Annotated in this window: 21 protein-coding genes and 1 riboswitch; of the genes, 1 reads left to right on the top strand and 20 read right to left on the bottom strand. The window is 36.4% G+C overall.

Translation table 11 applies throughout. From position 1 onward, the window contains the following. Position 1 precedes the first annotated feature (1 nt). The 19 genes from Q0E71_RS01895 to mnmH all read right to left on the bottom strand — a co-directional run bounded on the left by Q0E71_RS01895 (position 2) and on the right by mnmH (position 19,045). A complete protein-coding gene (locus tag Q0E71_RS01895; protein ID WP_294795453.1) occupies positions 2–640 on the bottom strand; it encodes an HAD family phosphatase in 639 nt (212 codons plus the stop codon). Next, positions 630–1,499 (bottom strand): UTP--glucose-1-phosphate uridylyltransferase GalU, encoded by an 870-nt coding sequence (galU, locus tag Q0E71_RS01890; RefSeq protein WP_294795451.1) that lies wholly within the window; start codon positions 1,497–1,499, stop codon positions 630–632. The genes Q0E71_RS01895 and galU overlap by 11 nt, the downstream gene beginning before the upstream one ends. 8 nt (positions 1,500–1,507) lie before the next feature. After that, positions 1,508–3,292, bottom strand: coding sequence for a glutamine--fructose-6-phosphate transaminase (isomerizing) (glmS, locus tag Q0E71_RS01885; protein WP_294795449.1), 1,785 nt, complete (start codon positions 3,290–3,292; stop codon positions 1,508–1,510). A 163-nt stretch (positions 3,293–3,455) separates the two neighbouring features. After that, entirely contained in the window at positions 3,456–4,331 is an 876-nt protein-coding gene (locus tag Q0E71_RS01880) for a MetQ/NlpA family ABC transporter substrate-binding protein (protein WP_294795447.1), read from the bottom strand. A gap of 26 nt (positions 4,332–4,357) precedes the next feature. Next, a complete protein-coding gene (locus tag Q0E71_RS01875) occupies positions 4,358–5,011 on the bottom strand; it encodes a methionine ABC transporter permease (RefSeq protein ID WP_294795444.1) in 654 nt (217 codons plus the stop codon). After that, positions 5,008–6,006, bottom strand: coding sequence for a methionine ABC transporter ATP-binding protein (locus tag Q0E71_RS01870; protein ID WP_294795443.1), 999 nt, complete (start codon positions 6,004–6,006; stop codon positions 5,008–5,010). The genes Q0E71_RS01875 and Q0E71_RS01870 overlap by 4 nt, the downstream gene beginning before the upstream one ends. A 71-nt stretch (positions 6,007–6,077) precedes the next feature. Next, positions 6,078–6,172, bottom strand: a riboswitch (SAM riboswitch). Between the two features lie 148 nt (positions 6,173–6,320). Then, entirely contained in the window at positions 6,321–6,977 is a 657-nt protein-coding gene (locus Q0E71_RS01865; protein ID WP_294795441.1) for a hypothetical protein, read from the bottom strand. A gap of 83 nt (positions 6,978–7,060) precedes the next feature. Next, entirely contained in the window at positions 7,061–8,656 is a 1,596-nt protein-coding gene (locus Q0E71_RS01860; protein ID WP_294795438.1) for an ABC transporter ATP-binding protein, read from the bottom strand. 109 nt (positions 8,657–8,765) lie between these two features. Continuing rightward, positions 8,766–9,539, bottom strand: a complete 774-nt coding sequence (locus Q0E71_RS01855; RefSeq protein ID WP_294795436.1) for an ABC transporter permease — start codon at positions 9,537–9,539, stop codon at positions 8,766–8,768. Next, positions 9,539–10,474 carry an ABC transporter ATP-binding protein gene (locus tag Q0E71_RS01850; RefSeq protein ID WP_294795434.1) on the bottom strand — a complete coding sequence of 312 codons (936 nt, stop codon included), beginning with the start codon at positions 10,472–10,474 and terminating at the stop codon, positions 9,539–9,541. The genes Q0E71_RS01855 and Q0E71_RS01850 overlap by 1 nt, the downstream gene beginning before the upstream one ends. A gap of 108 nt (positions 10,475–10,582) precedes the next feature. Further along, on the bottom strand, positions 10,583–11,857 hold the full coding sequence (locus Q0E71_RS01845) for an adenylosuccinate synthase (RefSeq protein ID WP_294795432.1): 1,275 nt from the start codon (positions 11,855–11,857) through the stop codon (positions 10,583–10,585). A gap of 9 nt (positions 11,858–11,866) precedes the next feature. Continuing rightward, positions 11,867–13,303 carry an adenylosuccinate lyase gene (gene purB, locus Q0E71_RS01840; RefSeq protein ID WP_294795430.1) on the bottom strand — a complete coding sequence of 479 codons (1,437 nt, stop codon included), beginning with the start codon at positions 13,301–13,303 and terminating at the stop codon, positions 11,867–11,869. Further along, on the bottom strand, positions 13,290–14,678 hold the full coding sequence (purF, locus tag Q0E71_RS01835; RefSeq protein WP_058259387.1) for an amidophosphoribosyltransferase: 1,389 nt from the start codon (positions 14,676–14,678) through the stop codon (positions 13,290–13,292). The genes purB and purF overlap by 14 nt, the downstream gene beginning before the upstream one ends. Beyond that, positions 14,678–15,385: a phosphoribosylaminoimidazolesuccinocarboxamide synthase gene (gene purC / locus Q0E71_RS01830; protein WP_294795426.1), complete on the bottom strand. Its 708-nt coding sequence runs from the start codon at positions 15,383–15,385 to the stop codon at positions 14,678–14,680. The genes purF and purC overlap by 1 nt, the downstream gene beginning before the upstream one ends. A gap of 124 nt (positions 15,386–15,509) precedes the next feature. Then, entirely contained in the window at positions 15,510–15,902 is a 393-nt protein-coding gene (locus tag Q0E71_RS01825; protein ID WP_294795424.1) for a hypothetical protein, read from the bottom strand. A gap of 16 nt (positions 15,903–15,918) precedes the next feature. Then, on the bottom strand, positions 15,919–16,452 hold the full coding sequence (locus tag Q0E71_RS01820) for a hypothetical protein (RefSeq protein WP_294795422.1): 534 nt from the start codon (positions 16,450–16,452) through the stop codon (positions 15,919–15,921). A gap of 134 nt (positions 16,453–16,586) precedes the next feature. Beyond that, on the bottom strand, positions 16,587–17,438 hold the full coding sequence (locus Q0E71_RS01815) for a DegV family protein (protein WP_294795420.1): 852 nt from the start codon (positions 17,436–17,438) through the stop codon (positions 16,587–16,589). After that, a complete protein-coding gene (locus tag Q0E71_RS01810; RefSeq protein WP_294795418.1) occupies positions 17,435–17,977 on the bottom strand; it encodes a DUF1836 domain-containing protein in 543 nt (180 codons plus the stop codon). The genes Q0E71_RS01815 and Q0E71_RS01810 overlap by 4 nt, the downstream gene beginning before the upstream one ends. Positions 17,978–18,028: 51 nt before the next feature. After that, the gene (gene mnmH, locus Q0E71_RS01805; protein ID WP_294795415.1) at positions 18,029–19,045 is read right to left on the bottom strand and encodes a tRNA 2-selenouridine(34) synthase MnmH; all 1,017 of its coding nucleotides are present in this window, start codon (positions 19,043–19,045) and stop codon (positions 18,029–18,031) included. Between the two features lie 129 nt (positions 19,046–19,174). Between mnmH and Q0E71_RS01800 the strand changes: the two genes are divergently transcribed. Continuing rightward, complete coding sequence (locus tag Q0E71_RS01800) at positions 19,175–20,452, top strand: SLC13 family permease (RefSeq protein ID WP_294795413.1); 1,278 nt, start codon at positions 19,175–19,177, stop codon at positions 20,450–20,452. Between the two features lie 330 nt (positions 20,453–20,782). Here Q0E71_RS01800 and Q0E71_RS01795 read toward each other — a convergent pair. Continuing rightward, the coding region (locus tag Q0E71_RS01795; RefSeq protein ID WP_294795411.1) for a hypothetical protein at positions 20,783–20,966 on the bottom strand (184 nt) is incomplete at its 5' end.

Here is a 20,966-nt window from a genome sequence, read left to right as displayed (position 1 = left end):
CCTAAATTTCTGTAAAATCTCTGATGATGATGTCGCTATATTTAGAAATATGTGACAAATAGTCCTCGTTATCAAGTACGCCAACCGTTACAAAGCCTGCTTTCTTCGCAGTTTTGAGGTTCTTCGGCAAGTCTTCGAAGACTATAGTGTTTTGCGGCATGATATTGTATTTTGCTATGCACTTTAAATAGATGAGTGGCGACGATTTATCTGAACCGATGTCAGATAGGGTCACTATGTCATCAAAAAGCGTGTGCATATCAAACTTTTTAAGCGTAGTAATAAAAATGTCCTTCTCATTCGCTGTCGCGATCGAAGTTTTGACGCCTTTTTCTCTAATTCTCTTTAAGTAATCAATGATGCCCTTCTTCGGCACTACATTGTTCTCGAACTCTTCCTTAGCTAGCTCGGTCCACTCGTTAACGACCTCTTCAGTCGTCATATTAAGTGCGTAGCGCTCTATTGTGTATTTTGCAGCGTCTATAAGTGTCTTGTGCATGATATTATCAAAGTAGTCGTCTGTTAAGAAAAGCTCGTGCCTCGTAAAAAATCTTAGGTCAACGTTTTTCCAAACATTCATCGAGTCAAAGACAGTTCCATCCAAGTCGAAGATGGCTGCCTCAAAGTCCCTAAGCCTCATCTTTCACTATGTCCTTGATGTAATTTAAAACATCGTCTTTTATATCGCTTCTTAGAGCAAAGTCAAGATTGGCCTGAATAAAGCCAAGTTTGCTGCCTAAGTCATATCTATGGCCTTCAAAGACATAGGCGTAGATATCGTCTTGTTTTAGTAGCATGTCAATGGCGTCAGTTAGCTGTATCTCACCGTTTTTGCCTGGCTTAGTCTTTTTTAAAAGCTCAAAGACATCATTTTTAAGTATGTATCTGCCAAGCACAGCGATATTAGATGGAGCCTTGTCAATGTCAGGCTTTTCGATTATGGACTTAACTTTATATAATCTTTCATTCACTTTTTCATCATAAGCGATGATGCCATACTTCGGTGTATCTTCTTTATTCACAAGACCAACGCCCAAGATGGATTTGCCCGTCTCGTCATAAGCGTTCATCAGCTGCTTTAAGCAAGGCTCTTTCGAGTAAACGATGTCGTCGCCTAAAAGCACTGCGACATCTTCCCCTCCCGCAAAGCTCTCAGCGCACAAAATTGCGTGTCCAAGGCCAAGTGGCGCCTTTTGCCTGATGTAATAAATATTGACCATGTCAGAAATTTTGTTAATCTCCTTAAGTATCTCAAACTTGCCAGACTCCTCAAGAGACTTCTCTAGCTCGATGTTTCTGTCGAAGTGATCCTCGATAGAATTTTTATTTCTTCCCGTTATAATCAGTATATCCGTGATGCCCGATTCGTAAGCCTCTTCAACTATGTATTGAAGCGTCGGCTTATCAAAGATGGGTATCATCTCCTTTGGCGATGCCTTAGTCTGAGGAAGCATCCTCGTTCCAAGCCCCGCCGCGGGTATTATTGCTTTTCTAATCATATATCCTCCTACTCTACTGTTACGCTCTTTGCCAAGTTTCTAGGCTTGTCAATGTCGCGTCCTAAAACCAGCGCTGTGTAGTAGCTCATTAGCTGACCGAACAAAACGCTGTATATAGGCGTGAAGACCGTGAATGTTCTTTTTAGATTCACTATGCCCTCGCCCTCATCTTGATTTGTCACGAGTATGGTATCAGCGCCTCTCGCAACTAGCTCTTCCAAAGTAGTTCTTGTCTTATCAAATATTTGTCCTTCGTTTGCAAAGGCAATAGCCGATGACTTTTCATCTATAAGAGCGATACTGCCATGTTTTAGCTCGCCTGCTTTGAAGGCGATTGAGTTAATGTAGCTAATCTCTTTAAGCTTAAGCGAAACTTCAAGAGCCGCAATATAATCAAGGTCACGACCTATGAAGAATATCTTTTCCTTATCCTTAATCCTCTCAGCGACTTCCTTGGCAATGGGCTCAAGTCTTGTAATTTCTGAATCCATTTCCCTAGATATCTTTACTAATTCATCAACTATTTGGCTGTACATGCCGCAGTCGTATCCTGCTAGGTCATCTCTAAAATATATGCCAAGTAAGTATATGCATAGTATTTGCATCATAAAGGCCTTAGTCGATGCAACCGAAATTTCTGGTCCAGCAAAGATGTGTACCTTGTAGTCAGCGATTCTGTCAAGTGACGAATTAATCACGTTTGTGATGGCTAAGACTGTCGCGCCGCTTGCCTTTGCTTCTTTTACAAGGCCCATGACGTCGGCTGTTTCACCTGATTGGCTAATCGCTATAAGAAGCGTCTTCTTGCCAATAAAGTTATATGAATATCTTAGTTCGCTCGATGTTTCGGCGATAATCGGTCTTTCTAAGAACCTTTCAAGATAGTTCTTTGCAAGTAGACTCGCATGATAAGCAGTACCGCAGCCTGTTACGTAGATATTATCAAAGTCATTTAGATTAAGTCCATCTAATTCGTCGAAGTAGACTTTGCCGTCACGAATGTGTCTATCAAGTAATTCTTTGAACTTCTTTGGCTCTTCATGTATTTCCTTAAGCATGAAGTGCTCGTAGCCATCTTTTTGTGTTTCTTCTATATTAATGGTCGACTTTTGAATTTCTCTTTGAACTTCTTTATGAGAATTGTAAATCTTGATGCCGTCAGCATTCAAAACACCCATATCACCATCTTCAAAGTAAATAATTTCATTACTTAGGTCGATGGCAGCCGAGATATCGCTTGCAAATAGATATTCATCATTCTTAACGCTCATTAGTAGAGGGCAGCCTTTTTTTGCAAAATATAAATTTTTTGTCTTTTTATCCAAAACTAAAATCGCGTAACTGCCTTTGACATCTTCAAGTGCCTTCATAAAGCTATCTACATTGTTTTCCTTCATATTCCTTGCGATGTACTCGATAAGAACTTCTGTGTCAGTCTCGCCCTTTGGAGTAAAATCTGGCATGGATTTCTTTAGCTCAAGATAATTTTCTATGACGCCGTTATGAACTATGGCGTAATCACCCTTCGTATCAAGGTGCGGGTGTGCGTTTGTTTCAGTCACACCGCCATGTGTTGCCCATCTCGTATGAGCGATGGCTATATCAGCAGCTTCCTTTGGACAAGCCTTATCAAGCTCCTTTATCCTGCCAACTCTTTTATATATCTTTAAATCATTATCTTTAATGTAGGCAATGCCAGAGGAGTCATAGCCCCTGTACTCAAGGCTATAAAGGCCTTTGATTGCGTACTTTATTGCATCATTCTTGCCATAGTATCCAACTATACCACACATAATATCTTCCTTTCAAAAAAGCATTTATAATATTACTCGTGCGCAAATCTTTTTCGCGCATAAACATCTATATTAATTATAACATATATTTATGAAAAAATATAAAATTTTTACAAAAGAAAAGTGATAGCCGTAGCCATCACTTATCTCGTTATTAAATATATTAAAAAGCAGGGTAGATTTCTCCCTTGTAAGTGTCTTCAATAAACTTCTTGCAAGCATCTGATTGGAATACTTTGATAAGCTTTTGGAACTTATCTTTAGTTTCGTCACCTTTTCTAACCGCAATGATGTTTGCGTAAGGACTGTCCTTATCTTCAAGTGCTAAAGCGTCAGCTGATGGGTTAAGTCCTGCGCCAAGCGCGAAGTTTGTGTTTATAGCTGCAAGTGCTGCATCTTTATAAACGTTTGGTATATTTGCTGCTTCAATTGGAGTAAATTTTAAGTTCTTTGTGTTTTGATCAATATCTTTTTCAGTTATATCTTCTTTAGTATCATCTTTAAGTTTGATTAAACCATTCTTTTCAAGTAATAGTAAAGCTCTACGTCCGTTTGATGGATCGCTTGGAATAAGTACTTCGTCTCCGTCCTTTAATTCATCAAGTGATTTTATCTTGTCTGAGTATAATCCCATTGGTTCGATGTGTACTGAGCCAAGATTTTCTAAGCTAAGTCCTCTTTCTTTAGCAAAATTTTCTAGATATGGTATGTGTTGGAAGAAGTTTGCATCGATGTCGCCTTGGTCAAGTGCTAGATTTGGTTGAACGTAGTCATCAAATACTTTTACTTCAACATCTAGGCCTTCCTTTGCAAACTCATCTTTAAGTGCTTCAGTTATTTCTGCGTGAGGTACTGGTGATACACCTATGATAATCTTGTTGTCTTCATCTGTCTTTGTTTCTGTATCCGCCTTTGTTTCAGAACTTGTTCCTGTGATTTCTTCTGTTGCTTTTTTATTTGTATTTCCTGTAGAGTTATTGCAAGCTACAAGGCTTGTTAATAGTGTTAATGCTAATAGTAATGTAAATATTTTTTTCATTTTATTCTCTCCTTAATTTTATAAATTTATTTTTTGTTTACTTTTTTGTATATAGTGTTTCCTGTGAATTGTACTATTTGTACGATTATAACTATGAGTGCGACTGAAATCCAAAGTATGTCAAGTTGATTTCTTTGGTAGCCGTATCTGATTGCGATATCGCCAAGACCGCCTCCGCCAAGTGCTCCAGCCATAGCTGAGTAGCCAACTAAGTTGATTATGGTAGTTGTTACGCCAAGTATAGCCGCTGGCACTGTCTCTTTTAATAATACTTTGACTATTTCAAAATTGCTTGCACCCATTGATTTAGCTGCTTCTATGACACCTGCATCTACTTCTAGGAAGTAGCCTTCATATAATCTTGCTATGAAGGGTGCCGCTGCAAATGTTAGTGGCACTAAAGCTGCCTCAGTTCCTATTGCCTTGCCAATAATAAATCTTGATAATGGCGCTAGAACTATGATTAGTATGATGGCCGGCATGCTTCTAAATATGTTTATGATGCCATTAGTTATTGTGTATACAAATTTATTTTCTCTTAAACCATTTGGTCTAGTCACATAAGTCAATATACCCCATGGAAGTCCGATGATTAGAGCGATGAGTGCCGGCACTATAATCATGATTATAGTTTCAGGAAGTGCTGGTAAAACTATGTCCATTATCTCCTTGAATCTCATGCTATCACCTCCGATACCTCTGCACAATTATCTTTTAGATACTTGATAACCTTTTGTGTCTCTTCGTCTGAGCCTCGAAGCTCAACGACCATGTAGCCAAGCTCTTCATCTAAAACGTTACTGATGTTTCCGTCAATGATGTTGATGTCAACGTTAAAGTTCTTCATCGCGTTACTTAATACAGGCGTCTTAACTGTGTCCTTCGAGTATGAAAGTCTAATCAATTTGCCAGTGAAAGCGCTGTAGTCAAGCTCTGTATCAGGAGCCGCCTTTTTGATAAAGCTTTGTGCAAGCTTTGTCTTTGGGTTTTTGAAAAGCTCTGTAGTAGTGTTTTTCTCTATAATTCTTCCATTTTCCATAAGAGCAATTTTGTTTGAAGCATCCTTTGCCGCTTCCATTTGATGCGTTATCATTATGGTAGTCGTATCAAAGTCATCTCTTGCTCTTTTATATAAATCTATGACCATCCTAGTGCTTTCTGGGTCAAGTGCGCTCGTTGCTTCGTCTGAGAGTATGATCTCAGGCTTAGATACAAGGGCTCTTGCTATGGCGACTCTTTGTCTTTGTCCGCCAGATAATTCACTTGGATATGCCTTCTCTTTATTAAGTAGGCCAACGTAATCTAGAAACTTTCTTGCTTCAGCCTTTTTATCTCCCTTAAAGCCATTTAAGTTTAAAGGAAAAATCACATTGTCTAGAACTGTGTATTGACTGAATAGATTAAAAGTTTGAAAGATAAAAGCGATTCTTTTTCTTAAAGCTAAGAGCTCTTTTTGCTTTAAGTTAAAGATGTTCACTCCATCTATGATTACTTCGCCACTGTCAGCTTCCTCAAGTCTATTGAGTAGTCTGACTAAAGTAGACTTACCTGCACCAGATAAACCTATGATGGCCAAGATGTCTTTCTTTTCTGCTTTAAAGCTTACACCATCAACAGCATTAAATTCTTTGCCATCTACCTTGTAAGTCTTAATTAAATTTTTTGCTTCTATCATAAGCTCCTCCTTCCTTGGATAAATCCAATAAAAAAACTCTTTACCAAAAGATAAAGAGTATCGTGAAAAAATCGTCATCTTTCGGTATAACCGCTGGAATTAGCACCTTGATTAAACAGGTTGCCGGGCTTCATAGGGCCAGTCCCTCCGCCTCTCTGGATGAATTATATTGTGTTTAAATTATACAGGTCATTTTATATTAAATATGTGATTTAAATCACAAATATTGATTTTTTTATAAAAAAGTGTATATTATTATAAGATTTCTTTATAGATATGTAAAAAGCGAGACAAGCGCCTCGCTTAATTTATATTTATTCAACTATGTTTATGGTTATGCTGCCGCTCTTATAATCACATAGCTTAGCAAGTTCATCGCTAAGCACTATGCTAATTGTGTCACCTAGTTCCAAGTCTTTTATTGTGATCGCTGCATCATTTAGTCCATAAGAATTATTATTCTCGATACTATAATCATGAGTAGTTTTAATCTCAAGCATTTTTTCTGGATCTATCTTCATTATCTCGTCTTGAAATGCTAATTGATACTCATGTCTTAAAGTTATTGGCAAGTTCTTATATGTAAAGTGTATTGTCAATGATTTATCATCGAGACTACTTATAGATATAGCTTCTTCTTCATTTAGCAATTTATTTCCAAATGAAAACATTGGTGTAAGCACATCTGCATTAACTTTGTTTTTTAAGTCCTCATCATCTCTTTTGCTCATATTAGAAAATGTGCTTCTATAAAACTTAATTATCTCTTCATTTTCTTCAAGTGAAAGTGCAAAGCTCGCGAGATTATCCTTAAGCTTTTTATTTTCTTCTTCTAACTCGATTATCCTTGACTCTTCTGTCGTTTCATTCTTAGTTTGAGTATCATTTTCGCTGTCTTTCTTTGTATTTGTGCAGCCAAAACTCATTACTAAGCAAAGCACTAAGGCAAATAAATATATTTTCTTCCTCATAATAACATCTCCTTTTATTTATTATATCACAAAAGCAATTTTTTACAAAAAACTACGCTCTTATACACAAGCGTAGTTAATCTTTATCTTATTTGAGCTGTTTTATTCTTTATTTCAACGAGATGTGAACAATACTTCATAATTTCTTTGTTATGACTTATGATAAACACTATCTTATCCTTAGTATCTTTTAGTATCTCCTTCATAAGCTCTTCTTCAGTCTCTTTATCTAAAGACGATGTCGGCTCATCAAGTATAACTATGTCAGCATCTTCTGTAAAATATCTAGAAAGAGCTATCCTTTGTTTGTCTCCTCCTGATAAATTTGCTCCATTCTCAACTATCATCTCATCAAGATTTGTAAACTTAGCTAAGAACGGCATCGCTTCATATATTGCTTTAGAAACTTTTTTGCGTCCAAAATTTAAATTATTATATAAAGTATCTGTAATAATTGGTGTGTTTTGCGAGTAGTAAGAAACTTTTCTTAAGTAATCTTTATTTTTTATCTCACTTATAGGAATATCATTTATAAATATACCATCTGTTTCTCTAAACTTTGGTATAAGTTTTAATAGAGTGCTCTTACCAGTACCACTCTCACCCATAACGCCGACTATATCGCCTTTTTTAAACTCCATCTTTACATTGTTTAGTAAGTTTTTATCAAGTATATTGACCTTGTCAATGTCAAATTTTATGCTTTCAATTTTTTCTGGCATAGGCTTCGTACCATCTTTTGATTTAAAATCTATAAGCGTCTTTAAAAAATTGTCAGCAGCTTTTACGTCGGCAAAACCTAAATTTGTAAATGATAAACCTCTGATAGCATTAGAAAAGTATGGAAATACAAGCATTACAAATATTACTGATCCAAAATTATTCTTATCATTAAGTGCAAGAGCGGCTAAGAATATGATAACCAAGCTTTGTATAATTTGGTTTAAACCAATAAGTAAACCAGACACGCCATTGGCGACGTAGTTAACTTTCTTTCTAACGCCTTCTGATTTGTTAATATTTTTTTCTATGGATGGCAATAGATTTTCATTCTCAGCGTTTTGCTTAATAAAATCAACTTGTGATATAAGCGAATTAATATTTTTGAATGATTCACTACTTGTATTTTGTAAATTAATTGAGAGCTTCGCAAGTTTTTTATTAAGTGCCTTAAAACCAAAGTAGTGAATTGGGATGATTGCTAACATGAAGAGAGCTGCAACGTAATTAAAAGACCAAGCAACTGCTATCGTTACGACTATTGTTACTATATTAACAAGAAGGCTAGGTATGACATCAAAATAAAAACTAGCATATGCCTCAACTGCATTGTAAGCAAGCTCGCGAAGTGCTGTTGGTCCTTCATTTATGTATTTATCATAATCTAACTTAAAGATATCGCTATATATAAGGCAAGCGCCTTTTGTATGATAATCTTGTATAAGTTGATTCTTTGTAAAAACAGAGATAAAATCAACTATGTATCCAAGTGCTAGTATCAATATAACTTTAAATATATCGTATACACCAATCCTACCAACATTTTCAATAACCTTGTTTAATGTGATAGGTGCAATAACAAATAATATTGCTGATAATAAGCAAAGTGCAAGTAGCAAGATAAAGCTAGGTATGTTAACAAGCTTTAACATTTCTTTTTTCGATTTTTTTAATTCCATATTAAGCCCTCCGTATTTAGATTATAAATTTATTATATCATAAGTATGAACGTTTTACAAAAAAACTACGCTCATATACACAAGCGTAGTTGATCTTTATCTTATATACTTACGATTTTTGTCTCCAATCGATTTTATATTCAACTAAATACACTGAAATAATTGAAAATAAAAGTAATACTAATATACTAATCACATCAAATTCTCCGACAAAGCTCTTTCTCAAAGCATTTGAAACATACGTTGTTGGTACTAAATATGAAATGTATTGCATAATTTTTGGCATGCTCTCAAAGGGTATAAATACAGGTGCGCAATAAACAATTAGTGGTTGTATTATTTGTGTGACTGTGCTTGATTGCTCCATGTTAGCACTATATACTCCAATAAAGGCTCCTAAACCAGATAAAGATAGTCCAGATAAGAATATTATTAAAAACATAGTAAAATTAATATTAATTTGAACATCAAAAATAATTCTTCCTAAGAATATCAAGACTATTATTGATGGTAGTGTTAATATAGTTGCTCTTATTAAATAGGCTGTTATTAACTGTATTTTCTTAATTGGTAGCGATGCGTAATAGTCAAAGCCTCTAATTTGCTTAAGTACGCCAAGTTCTTGACCTAAAGTTAGCATAGTACCTGTAACTAGCGACATGATGATGTTACCTGATATGACATAGTTCATATACTCAGGATTTTTCATACCAACTAATAAATAAAGAAAAATCAATACACTTATTGGCGATACCAAAACTATTAGTAGCGACCATTTCCAGCTTAATCTTAATGTTAATAGCTCTGACTTTATTAGATAAAATTGTTTTGTTAAATAATCTTTGATGCCAGATTTATTTTGACTTGATTTATTGATTTCCATTACTTATTCTCCTTTATGTTGATCATGTAGATATCCTCTAATGACGGAGGAAGTATCTTTATAGAACTAATTGATGAGCCTAGGCTGCTTGAGTAAAGCTCGTTTAAAATAGTATTGACTTTATCTTTACTAACATTTATTCTTAAATGTTCATCATCAATTTTAATAATTTTTAGACGGCTTATCAACTCATCATCAATTTTAGTATGATATGGTACAACGAAATCTACTTTTGTATCTATTTTTAAAGCCTCAGCTAATTCATAAGGTCTGCCTTGCTTAATTATTTGACCGCCGTACATGATGGCTACTTCATCGACTACGTCTGAGGCTTCTTGTATATTATGTGTTACTAATAAAAATGATATGCCTCTTTCTTCTTTAAGTTTTTTAACTAATTGCCAAAGCAATATTCTTTTTTCTGGATCGACATCATTTGTTGGCTCATCAAGTACAACAAATGGATTGTATCCTATAATGGCTGCCATAAAAGCAACAAGTCTTGTCTCGCCACCACTAATCGAGCCAATAAGTTTATCTTGTAAATAATTCATGCCAAAGTATTCAAGCAATTCAAGTGCTTGTCTTTTAGACTCTTTTGCGTCTATCCCTCTATATACTCCTGTAAATTGTATAAACTCTATAACTTTTAAAGCTCTATGCGTGTACGCTATTTGACCTAAGTAAGAGACTTTGCTTGGTATGTAATTTTTATATTTCGCTATATCTACTCCGTCTATCTCTATGTATCCTGAATCTGGTTTTAAAAGACCACAAACTTGTCTAACAAAAGTGGTTTTGCCCGCCCCGTTTGGTCCAAATAGTCCTTTGATCTCTCCCGTGTTTATGCTTATGTCAATATTTTTATTGGCATAAGTTTTTGAGTGTGCATATTTTTTGCACACATCTTTTGCTATCAACATTTTATCTTCCATCGTCATGCTCCTTAAAAACTATAATTACCTACTTCTTTATTATATCACAAGTACCCCCCCCCATTTGCAACAAAAAACTACGCTCATATACACAAGCGTAGTTAATCTTTATCTTATTATCATTTCTTCTCTCTTTGGTCCTGTCGAAATGTATTTGAATTTTTTGCCAAGTTTTTCTTCGATGAACTCGATGTAGTCTCTTGCTTCTTTTGGAAGCTCTTCGTACTTAGTTATGCCTCTTATATCGCATTTCCAGCCATTTAGTCTTTCTAAAACTGGTTTTGCTTTTTTAAGTTTGGATGTGTTAGGAAATTCATCTGTAATCTCGCCGTCTATGTCGTAGCTAACGCAAACTGGTATCTCGTCTAGGTAGCTAAGCGCGTCTATAACCATGAAGGCGATGTCTGTTGCGCCTTGCATTTCTATGCCGTACTTTGTTGCAACTACGTCAAACCAGCCAACTCTTCTTGGTCTGCCTGTTGTTGCGCCGAACTCGCCTTTGTCGCCGCCATGAGTTCTAAGCTCATTTGCTTCTTCATCAAAAATTTCGCTGACGAACTCGCCTGCGCCTACTGCTGATGAATATGCCTTTGTTACTGCGATGATGTTTTTAATTTCATACGGTGGCACTCCAGCTCCTATGGATGCGTAGCCAGCTAGTGTTGATGAGCTTGTTACCATTGGGTAGATGCCGTGATCAGTATCTTTAAGTGTACCTAATTGACCTTCGAACAAGATCTTCTTGCCATCTTTGATAGCTTTTCTAAGCATCTTGGATGTGTTCTTAACATAAGGCTTAATCATTTTGCCATATTCAAGAAGTATCTTTAAAACATCTTCCTTCTTAATTGGCTCTTTATGATAAAGCTCCTTAAGTATAGCGTTTTTGATTGGTAGTATCAAATCAAGTTTTTCAGAAAGATATTCTTCGTCATAAAGCTCGTTCACTTCGAAGCCTATCTTTTGATATTTATCTGCAAATATATATGCAATACCTGATTTAGTCGAGCCAAATGATGCCTTGCTAAGTCTTTCTTCTTCGTACTTATCAAAATCTATATGATATGGCATAACTATTTGTGCTCTATCAGATACATAAACTTTCGGCTCTTTAACGCCTGCGTCCACTATTGATTTTAATTCATTTATGAAGAATGGTATGTTTAGTGCAACGCCATTGGCAAGTATATTGACAGTATTTTCATTAAATACCCCTGATGGCAATAGATGAAGTGCAAATCTACCATAATTATTGATAATAGTGTGGCCAGCGTTGGCTCCACCTTGAAATCTAACGACATAATCTGCATTACATGCTAGCATATCAGTTACTTTACCCTTGCCTTCGTCGCCCCAGTTAGCTCCTACTATAGCTGTAATCATATATACCTCCTAAACATTGAGTTCAACTTTGATACCGATGCTGTCCCTGTTCTTTTCAAGTATCGGATCAATGGTTTCACTTACGAATTCTTCAACTTGTGAAGATGCTCTACCACTAATCTTTGAAACAGCCTTTATCTCTTCTATGTCTTCCATAGTCAAGTTAAAGTCTTTGTCTTCAGAAATTAGCTTTAATAAATTATTGTCCTTGCCCTCTTCTTTGATCCTCTTTTGTGCTTCTCTTGAATGCACTCTGATCTTGTCATGAAGGGCTTGTCTGTCGCCACCGCGTTTAACGCACTCCATAAGGATATTTTCTGTTATCATAAATGGAAGCTCTTCGTTTAAGTGCTTTTTGATAACATTTTCATAAACTATAAGTCCATCGCTAACGTTGATGTATATATCAAGCACGCCATCAAGCGCTAGGAAAGCCTCGCTCACAGCTATCCTCTTATTAGCCGAGTCATCAAGTGTTCTTTCAAACCATTGTGTTGCGGCTGTTATTTGCGGATTAAGTGAGTTTACTATGATGTAGCGTGAAATGGATGCGATTCTTTCTGCACGCATAGGATTTCTCTTATATGGCATGGCAGATGAACCGATTTGATTTTTTTCTAGTGGCTCTTCTATTTCCTTTAAATTTGCTAATAATCTTAAGTCGCCTGAGAACTTGTATGCACTTTGAGCGATTAAGCTAAGTACATTAAGTATCTTGGCATCTATTTTCCTTGTATATGTTTGTCCGCTTATAGTTAAAACTTTGTCAAAACCAAGTTTTTTCACTATAAGTTCATCAACTTTCTTTACTTTTTCTTCGTCGTTGTCAAAAAGTTCCATGAAAGAGGCTTGTGTGCCTGTAGTTCCCTTTGAGCCAAGTAATTTGTAGTCTTCTAGTAATCTATCAAGCTCTTCTAGGTCCATGTAAAGATCTTGAAGCCATAGACAGGCTCTCTTGCCAACAGTTGTTGGTTGAGCTGCTTGGTAGTGAGTGTAGCCAAGTGTGTCAAGGTCCTTGTACTTCATGGCAAAGTTCCTAAGATTTTTCATAACAGTAAGAACTTTTTTTCTGATAAGCTTAAGAGCCTCGTGCATAGTGATAAGATCAGTGTTATCACCAACATAGCAGCTAGTTGCTCCTAAGTGAATGATCGCCTTTGCCTTTGGTGCTTGAAGTCCATAGGCGTATACATGGCTCATAACATCGTGACGCACAAGCTTTTCTCTCTCTTTAGCGACTTCGATGTTAAGATTGTCCTTATTAGCCTTCATCTCTTCGATGGCTTCATCAGATATGTCTAGACCCATCTCTTTTTCTGCTTCTGCAAGGGCTATCCACATCTTTCTCCATGTTTTAAATTTAAATTCTTCTGAAAATATATACTGCATCTCTTTAGAAGAGTATCTTTCTGAGAACGGCGATATATATTTATTATATTTGTCCATCTTCCACCTCTGTTGGATAATTACCTGTAAAGCAGGCATTGCAATAGTCACAGCGTCCTTCAACAAGCTCCTTAAGGTCCTCTACCTTTAAGTAACCAAGCGAATCACAGCCAATGTAGTCCCTGATTTCGTCTTGAGTGTACTTAAACGCGATTAGCTCCTTATTTGTCGGCACATCAGTACCGTAGAAGCATGGATATAAGAATGGTGGCGAGGATATTCTAACATGAACTTCCTTTGCACCAAGCTCCTTAAGCTGCTTTACAATATTTTTCATAGTCGTTCCTCTAACGATGGAGTCATCGACCAAAACTATCTTTTTATCTTTAACCTCATCTTTAAGAATATTTAGCTTGATAGAAACGCCTTGTGATCTTTGATCTTGACTAGGCTTGATAAATGTTCTGCCAACATAATTATTCTTGATGAAAGCTATGGAGAATGGTATATTAGCTGCTTGTGCATAGCCGTATGCTGCTGGTGTACCTGAGTCTGGAACGCCAACGACTACGTCTGCATCGACTGGATATCTCTTGTGAAGCATCCTACCCGCATTTAATCTTGCTTCGTAAACGCTTATGCCGTCAATGGCTGAGTCAGGTCTTGCGAAGTAAATGTATTCAAATATGCAAGTGGATTTTTTCGCTTCATATTTATATACGGATTTAACTCCTTCTTCAGTAACTATAACGACTTCACCCGGTTCAACATCTCTTATAAACTTTGCTCCAACTGCATCAAGTGCACATGATTCGCTCGATACAAAGTATGTATCTCCTTTTTGACCTATACAAAGCGGATGGAAACCGTTAGGATCTCTCGCTGCTATTAACTTTTTAGGACTTGCTATAGCTAGTGAATAAGCACCAACTATCTTTGGCATAGCCTTAACAACTGCTTCTTCAACCGATTTTGACTCAAGTCTCGCTCTTGCTATAAGATAAGGAATGATTTCAGAGTCAGAAGTAGTTTGGAAGATGGCTCCTGTTTGTGAAAGTTCTTCCTTAAGCGCCTTTTGATTGACAATGTTGCCGTTGTGAGCGATGGCTAGAGTGCCCTTCCAGTAGTTTATAACTAGTGGCTGTGCGTTAGAAACAGTAGAATTGCCTGAAGTTGAGTACCTAACATGTCCAACACCAAGATTGCCATTAAGTTTAGCTAAATTATCTTTATTAAAAACATCATTAACTAGACCCATGTTTTTATAAACCTGGATATTTTGGCTCATTTTGGTATCTGTTACAGCAATACCGCAAGATTCTTGTCCTCTGTGCTGTAAAGCGAACAATCCGTAGTAAATCAGAGTTGAGACGTCTTCGTGTTTAAGTGAATAAGCTCCGAAAACGCCGCACTCTTCATGTATTTTATCAAACATTATTCTAGTCCAAGTCTTCTCATGACTTCGTGGTATGCATCTTCAACATTACCAAGGTCACGTCTGAACCTGTCTTTATCAAGCTTTTCGTTAGTTTCGTAGTCCCAAAGTCTCATAGTGTCTGGACTGATTTCGTCAGCTAAGATGATCTTGCCGTCATATCTACCAAATTCAAGCTTGAAGTCAACAAGTCTTATGCCAACAGATTTAAAGTGCTTGCAAAGGTAGTCATTTACCTTTCTTGCGTAGTCCTTAATAGTTTCTACTTCTTCTTTAGTAGCAAGACCAAGTGCTGTAGCATAATCATCGTTAATGAATGGGTCGTCAAGTGGATCTGACTTGTATGAGAACTCAACTATTGGGTGAAGTAATTCCTTACCTTCTTCAACACCCATCCTCTTAGAGAAGCTGCCTGCAGTTACGTTTCTAACTATAACTTCTAATGGAACTATCTCAACAGCCTTAACCAAAGTTTCTCTGTCGTTTAATTCTTCTAGATATATAGTTGGAATGCCTTCTTTTTCAAGCTTTTGGAAGAAGAAGTTACTCATCTTGTTGTTGACAACACCTTTGCCAACTATAGTGCCTTTCTTCTTGCCGTTAAATGCAGTAGCATCGTCCTTGTAAGACAAGATAAATTTCTTAGGGTCATCAGTCTTGAAGACCTTCTTTGCCTTGCCTTCATATACTTGTTCTAACTTTTCCATGTCGTCATCCTCCTTAAAAATTACATTCTAATTATATCACTTAGAAAAACATTTTTCAATCATTATGGAAATATTTTTGCAAAAATATAAGGACTTAATCACTAAGCCCTTATATATCATCTATTTACTTATTTGTTATTTCTTTACTATCTGTAACAACCCATATATTTAACTTTTCTTTATTAAGTTCAATTTCCTTTTGCTTCAAACTTAATTCAAGGTCTTTATCCTTATCAACTAAGCTTATATCATAGATAATGGTACTGCCACTGTCTTTTTTATCTTTTATCTCAAACTTGCTATCTGGATATGTTTTAGCTAGATATTCATTAAGAACACCTTCACTGTCAAATAGATATGGTTTCTTTCCATCTTCCAATTCACTAATTAGTTCATCATTAATAGCTGGATATAAAACCTCTTCATTATTTGTATTTTTATTGTTAATCAATTTATATGCTGCAAAAATTATTACAATAATTAATATGGCATATATTATTTTTTTACTTTTACTCATTATAATTCCTCCTTATTTACTTTTCTTTTTTTATCTTGATGATTCTCAATACAGTGTAAGCTTTTTTGGCCTCATACTCTTCTTCATTCGTAACGTTTACATTTTTAAACTCTATGGTCTCATCACCATTAAGTTTAACTTTATATACGTCTACACAAGTCGATGGGCCTCCATCTCTTAACTCGCCCTTAACTTTAAATTCCACTAAGGTTTTTTCGGCTACATCGTTCTTTGGTGATATAACCCACTCGTCAAAGCAATTTCCTGCTGGCAAGACTACTTCTACCTCATCTTTATTTGTGTCTATGTCTATGGTCGTGACATCTGGAGTATCGCTTTCCTCTTTTCCATACATATCCTCTTTCTTTTCTACCTCATAAACTTTGCCATCGATCATTGCATAATTTTGTTCTGGATAGCCTTCTTCGTCTTTTGGAAATTTAGAGGCAATATTATTCGAAGCAATTTTATCTGTGCATGCGCTGATAAATAATAAGCTTAGTACTAATAGATATGATACAAAAATTATCTTTCTTTTATTTTCTTTCATAAAACCACCTTCCTTGTGCTTTCGTCTGATATATCGTTAACTATATAATATCACTTATCAAAGCAATTTACAAGTACTTAAATCTTACAAAATAGTAACAAAAAAAGCTTAGGTAAATCTCCTAAGCCTTTCATCTATAATTTATAATATGCAACGCCGACAAGGCCTCTGCCAGTGTGTACTGCTAGTGTCGGTGCAATTTGCTCTTCAACATATATCTTGGCTCTTGCCACTTCGTCTTTAAGTGCATCTTTAACAGCTTCGAGTGCTTCCGGATTTGCTCCGTGGCAGATTGATAAGTAGTAGTCCTTTGTGTCCTTTAACTCATCTTTTATTTTGTCTACTAGTCTTCTTTGTGCCTTTGCAAAGCCTCTCACCTTGTCAGTATCGTAATAAACGCCATCTGCGTCACATGTTATGATAGGTTTGATGTGTAGTAGCTGTCCGATAACGCCTTTAACCTTGCCTATCCTTCCGCCATTGATAAGGTTTGTAAGTTCTGGAATAACGAAGTATGTCCTTGACTTCATCTTGGCTCTATCATCTTCCAAAATCTTAATGATTTCATCTGCACTATGGCCTTCATCTCTCAGCCTAGCTGCTCTATAGGCATAAAAACCTGAGCCGATGGCTATGTTCTTTGTGTCAAAAACTTTTACTTTGCCGTCGTAGTCCATTGCCACAAGATTTGCTAAGTTATTTGCCCCGCTAAGCCTTGACGATAGCGTGATGATTATGACTTCATCAGCGCCAGATGCAAACTCTTTGTCGATTATCTCCTTTATCTCCATTGGTGATGGTGTACTTGTCTTAGGAAACTCCTTGTCAAGAAGTCTGTAGAACTCGTCCTTTTCTATGTCAACTTGGTCTCTATACGATTTATCTGAGAAGTGTACCCACAAAGGTAGCATCGCCACATTTAATTCTTCATATGCTTCTTTAGGTAGATCGCAGGCTGTGTCTATAATTATTCCTACTTTACTCATATGTCCTCCTTAGCGTTTAATAGCTCGTATTCTAATAGTTTTTGCGTAATAACTTTCGTGCAAACACTCACTATGGCAAGCGTCAAGCCATTTCTCTTGTCTAGGTCCACGTCAATAGTCGCCGTCATCTTCGTATCAGGGCTCTCTTGCTTATCCAAAATATCTATGATAAGTCTCATAACGCTCTCAATCTTGTCGCAAAAGTAATTATACGACTCTTCGATGGAGCTCTTCTTAAGCTCATGCAATATGCCGCCATCAATCTCGGCTATACTTAGATTGTTCTTAAAAACCGTAATCACTATGCAATAAACGATATGATTACGAAAGTAGCGTTTCTTGATTGGGCTCGGCATAATTTTGTGCTTGACGTAGTTGTTGACCATGGACTTCGTTAATTTATTGTCCTTATCAAACATCGCTTCCAGTGCTTTGTTAACTATCTCGACTAGCTGCTCTGAATAAATGCCAAAGTCGGGTAAGTCCTTGTACCTAGGAAGCTTTAGCTCTTTAAGGCCAGTCAATATATTATCTCTCATACTGCCTCCACTTAGTATTTAATACTACGTCTATAGTTTAGCATAACTAGATTAATCTGTCAAGTACTTTTTTACAAATTCTTTAATATCGTCGTAGCCCGCGTCTGTAAATACCTTGATGTAATCATATTTCTTAAATGAATACTTGGGATCGTAGTAGCTCTTCATCATGTCCTTGATGAGATCAAGGTATTCCCCCTCCATAAGCATGTCTGTGTACTTCTCATACCTTTCCTTGCTAATGAACTTTTTGAACTCTTCGAAAGTCTTTATGATTTCCTCTTTATTTTCACTTGGCAAATAGTCCTCACAAATATTTTTTGCTCTCTCATCTAGAGACGCTTCGATAAGTATTTTGTCTGAGTCAAGCATCTTTTTATATAGTTTTTCATGAAGAACGATGTCACCTATCCTTCTCGATTCACCCTCTGTGATGTAAATGGCATCTGGATCATCCTTTATCGCTTCATATATGTATGAGTCAAACATCTTTTGTGAGACCTTTTCCTTTAGGCCGACTGAGCCAAAGATGGATCCCCTGTGGTTCGCATACTTCTCTAAATCTAAAACCTTTATACCATCTTCCTCAAGTCTTCTTATTATATAAGTCTTGTGTGTGCCAGTGAGTCCATAAAAAGTAAGGACCTTGATCCTCTCAAAGTATTCATCGAGCTTTTCCATCACATAGCGCCTGTAAGCCTTGTAGCCGCCACTTAGCTTTGAGATGTGCATGCCCAGCGCACGAAAAGTCCTCTCAAGCACAGTCGATCTATAGCCGCCTCTATCGCAATAGATTACGATCTCATCGCAAGTCTTTTCTAGCTCCAAGTATTTTTGATAAAGCTCAGGAAGTTTTTTCGACGCGTATTCGACCGCCTTTATCTTAGCTAAATCGTATGATACTCTGTCATACAAGGTGCCTACTTCGCTCCTCTCATCATCATTAAGTATGGGAATATTGATGGCGCCTGGTATGTGAGCGTTTTTGTACTCGCCCTCGCTCCTCACATCGACCAAAACGATATTATCTAAATTTTCAATATCTTCGTAATTTAATTCTTCTAACATAATTTCACCTATAAACATAATACAGCAAATCCGCGAAAAAATCAATATTTTGCTTCTCTCATCTTGACATTTTTTCTTATTATATATATAATTATATGGTTAGTAATAGATATTACAAAGGAGGATTACATGGACAGACTCATACTCGCAGCTGCACTTTTCGTTATAACTTACATATTTATGATTAAATTCGTTAATCATAGACCACTAGTTGTCGGCATAAGTGCGCTTGTTTTTATAATTTTAAACATAGTTCCTTTAAATACAGTTTGGGGCGCTATAGACTTTAACGTACTTTTGATGATAGGTGGAACGATGATGCTTGTCTCACTTTTCTCAGAAAGCTTGATGCCAACTAGGCTTGCGGACCTTATCATAAACAAGGTTAAGGACATAAGACTCATCATACTTTTCTTATCAATGTTTGCCGGCTTCGTCTCAGCCTTTATTGATAACGTTGCAACAGTACTTATGATTGCACCCGTTGCCATGAGTTTAGCGAAAAAACTTAATATATCACCAGTAAAGATGATTATAGCGATCTCTATATCGTCAAATTTACAAGGTGCGGCAACTTTGGTAGGCGATACATCTTCGATACTTCTAGGAAGTGCACTAAACATGACTTTCTTCGACTTCTTCGTATATAATGGACACATGGGTATGTTCTGGATAGTTCAAATCTCGGCACTAATTGCTACAGCAGTTATTTACATTCAAACAAAAGATATGAGAGGTAAAGTCGATGCGATTGAAGTAACAAAGGTTAAAGACATGATGCCAACTTACTTAGTTATACTTATGATAGTTTTATTGATCTTTGCATCATTTATTCCGCAAGATCAAAAGATAGATATACTAAACGGACTTATCTGCGTATGCGTAGCTATCTTCGGTGTAATCTACCACTTGATAAGACATAAAGACTCATCCATAATCAAAACAGTTGCAAGCGAAATAGACTTCAACACACTTGGCTTACTAGCAGGGCTATTCATAATCATATCCGGTATTGAAAATGCTGGAGTTATCGATGAAATCGCAAAGCTATTCATTAAGCTAGCGGATAAGCCGTTCTTATTATACACAGCACTTGTTTGGGGCAGCGTCTTGATCAGTGCCTTTGTTGACAACATCCCTTATGTCGCAACAATGCTTCCAGTTCTTTCTGTAATATCAACGCATGTGCCATTCGACATGACAGTATTTTACTTCGGACTACTTAGCGGCGCGACACTTGGTGGAAACATCACGCCAATAGGCGCCTCAGCAAACATCGCTTCACTTGGCATACTTAAGGAAGCGGGCTACACTGTTGAGAACAAAGACTTTATGAAGATGAGCGTGCCATTCACATTGACAGCAGTCTTAGTCGGATACATCCTCGTTTGGTTCATATATAGATAATTATTTTTATAGGCATAGTAAAAGACCTTAGGAGTTAACTCTTAAGGTCTTCTTTATCTTATCTCAAATGTCATCACTGCTCGCTTTGCTCTGAGCTTACATTATAAAGTTTATAGTATGCACCTTTTTTATTCATAAGATCAATATGCTTACCAGACTCTATAATCTTTCCGTCTTCTATATAGTATATCTTATCTACATTTTTGTATGATGTCTGGGTGGCTAAGTTATTGTTGCAATTTTTAGATATAATTGTTTCTTAAAAATTTCATCTTTTCACTTCCATTAAACATAGTAATAGAAGGTGCTAAGGGGAAGCACCTTCTGTATCTAAGCTATATCTCTTTTTTCCATAACAGTTTTTGCCCCTAGCATAAATGCTACTGCTAAAACTGCCATGAGTATTTGATAAAACACAAATGTATAATCACCAGTACCTGCAATAAGATTTTGAGATTTAATATAATTTGGCATATTATAAGGATTTAAATTAGTAACAAAAAGTACGTCGTAT

Source organism: uncultured Fenollaria sp., from assembly GCF_934202865.1.
In the GTDB taxonomy this organism is placed as follows: domain Bacteria; phylum Bacillota; class Clostridia; order Tissierellales; family Peptoniphilaceae; genus Fenollaria.
This window is presented reverse-complemented; position numbering and strand designations above follow the sequence as displayed.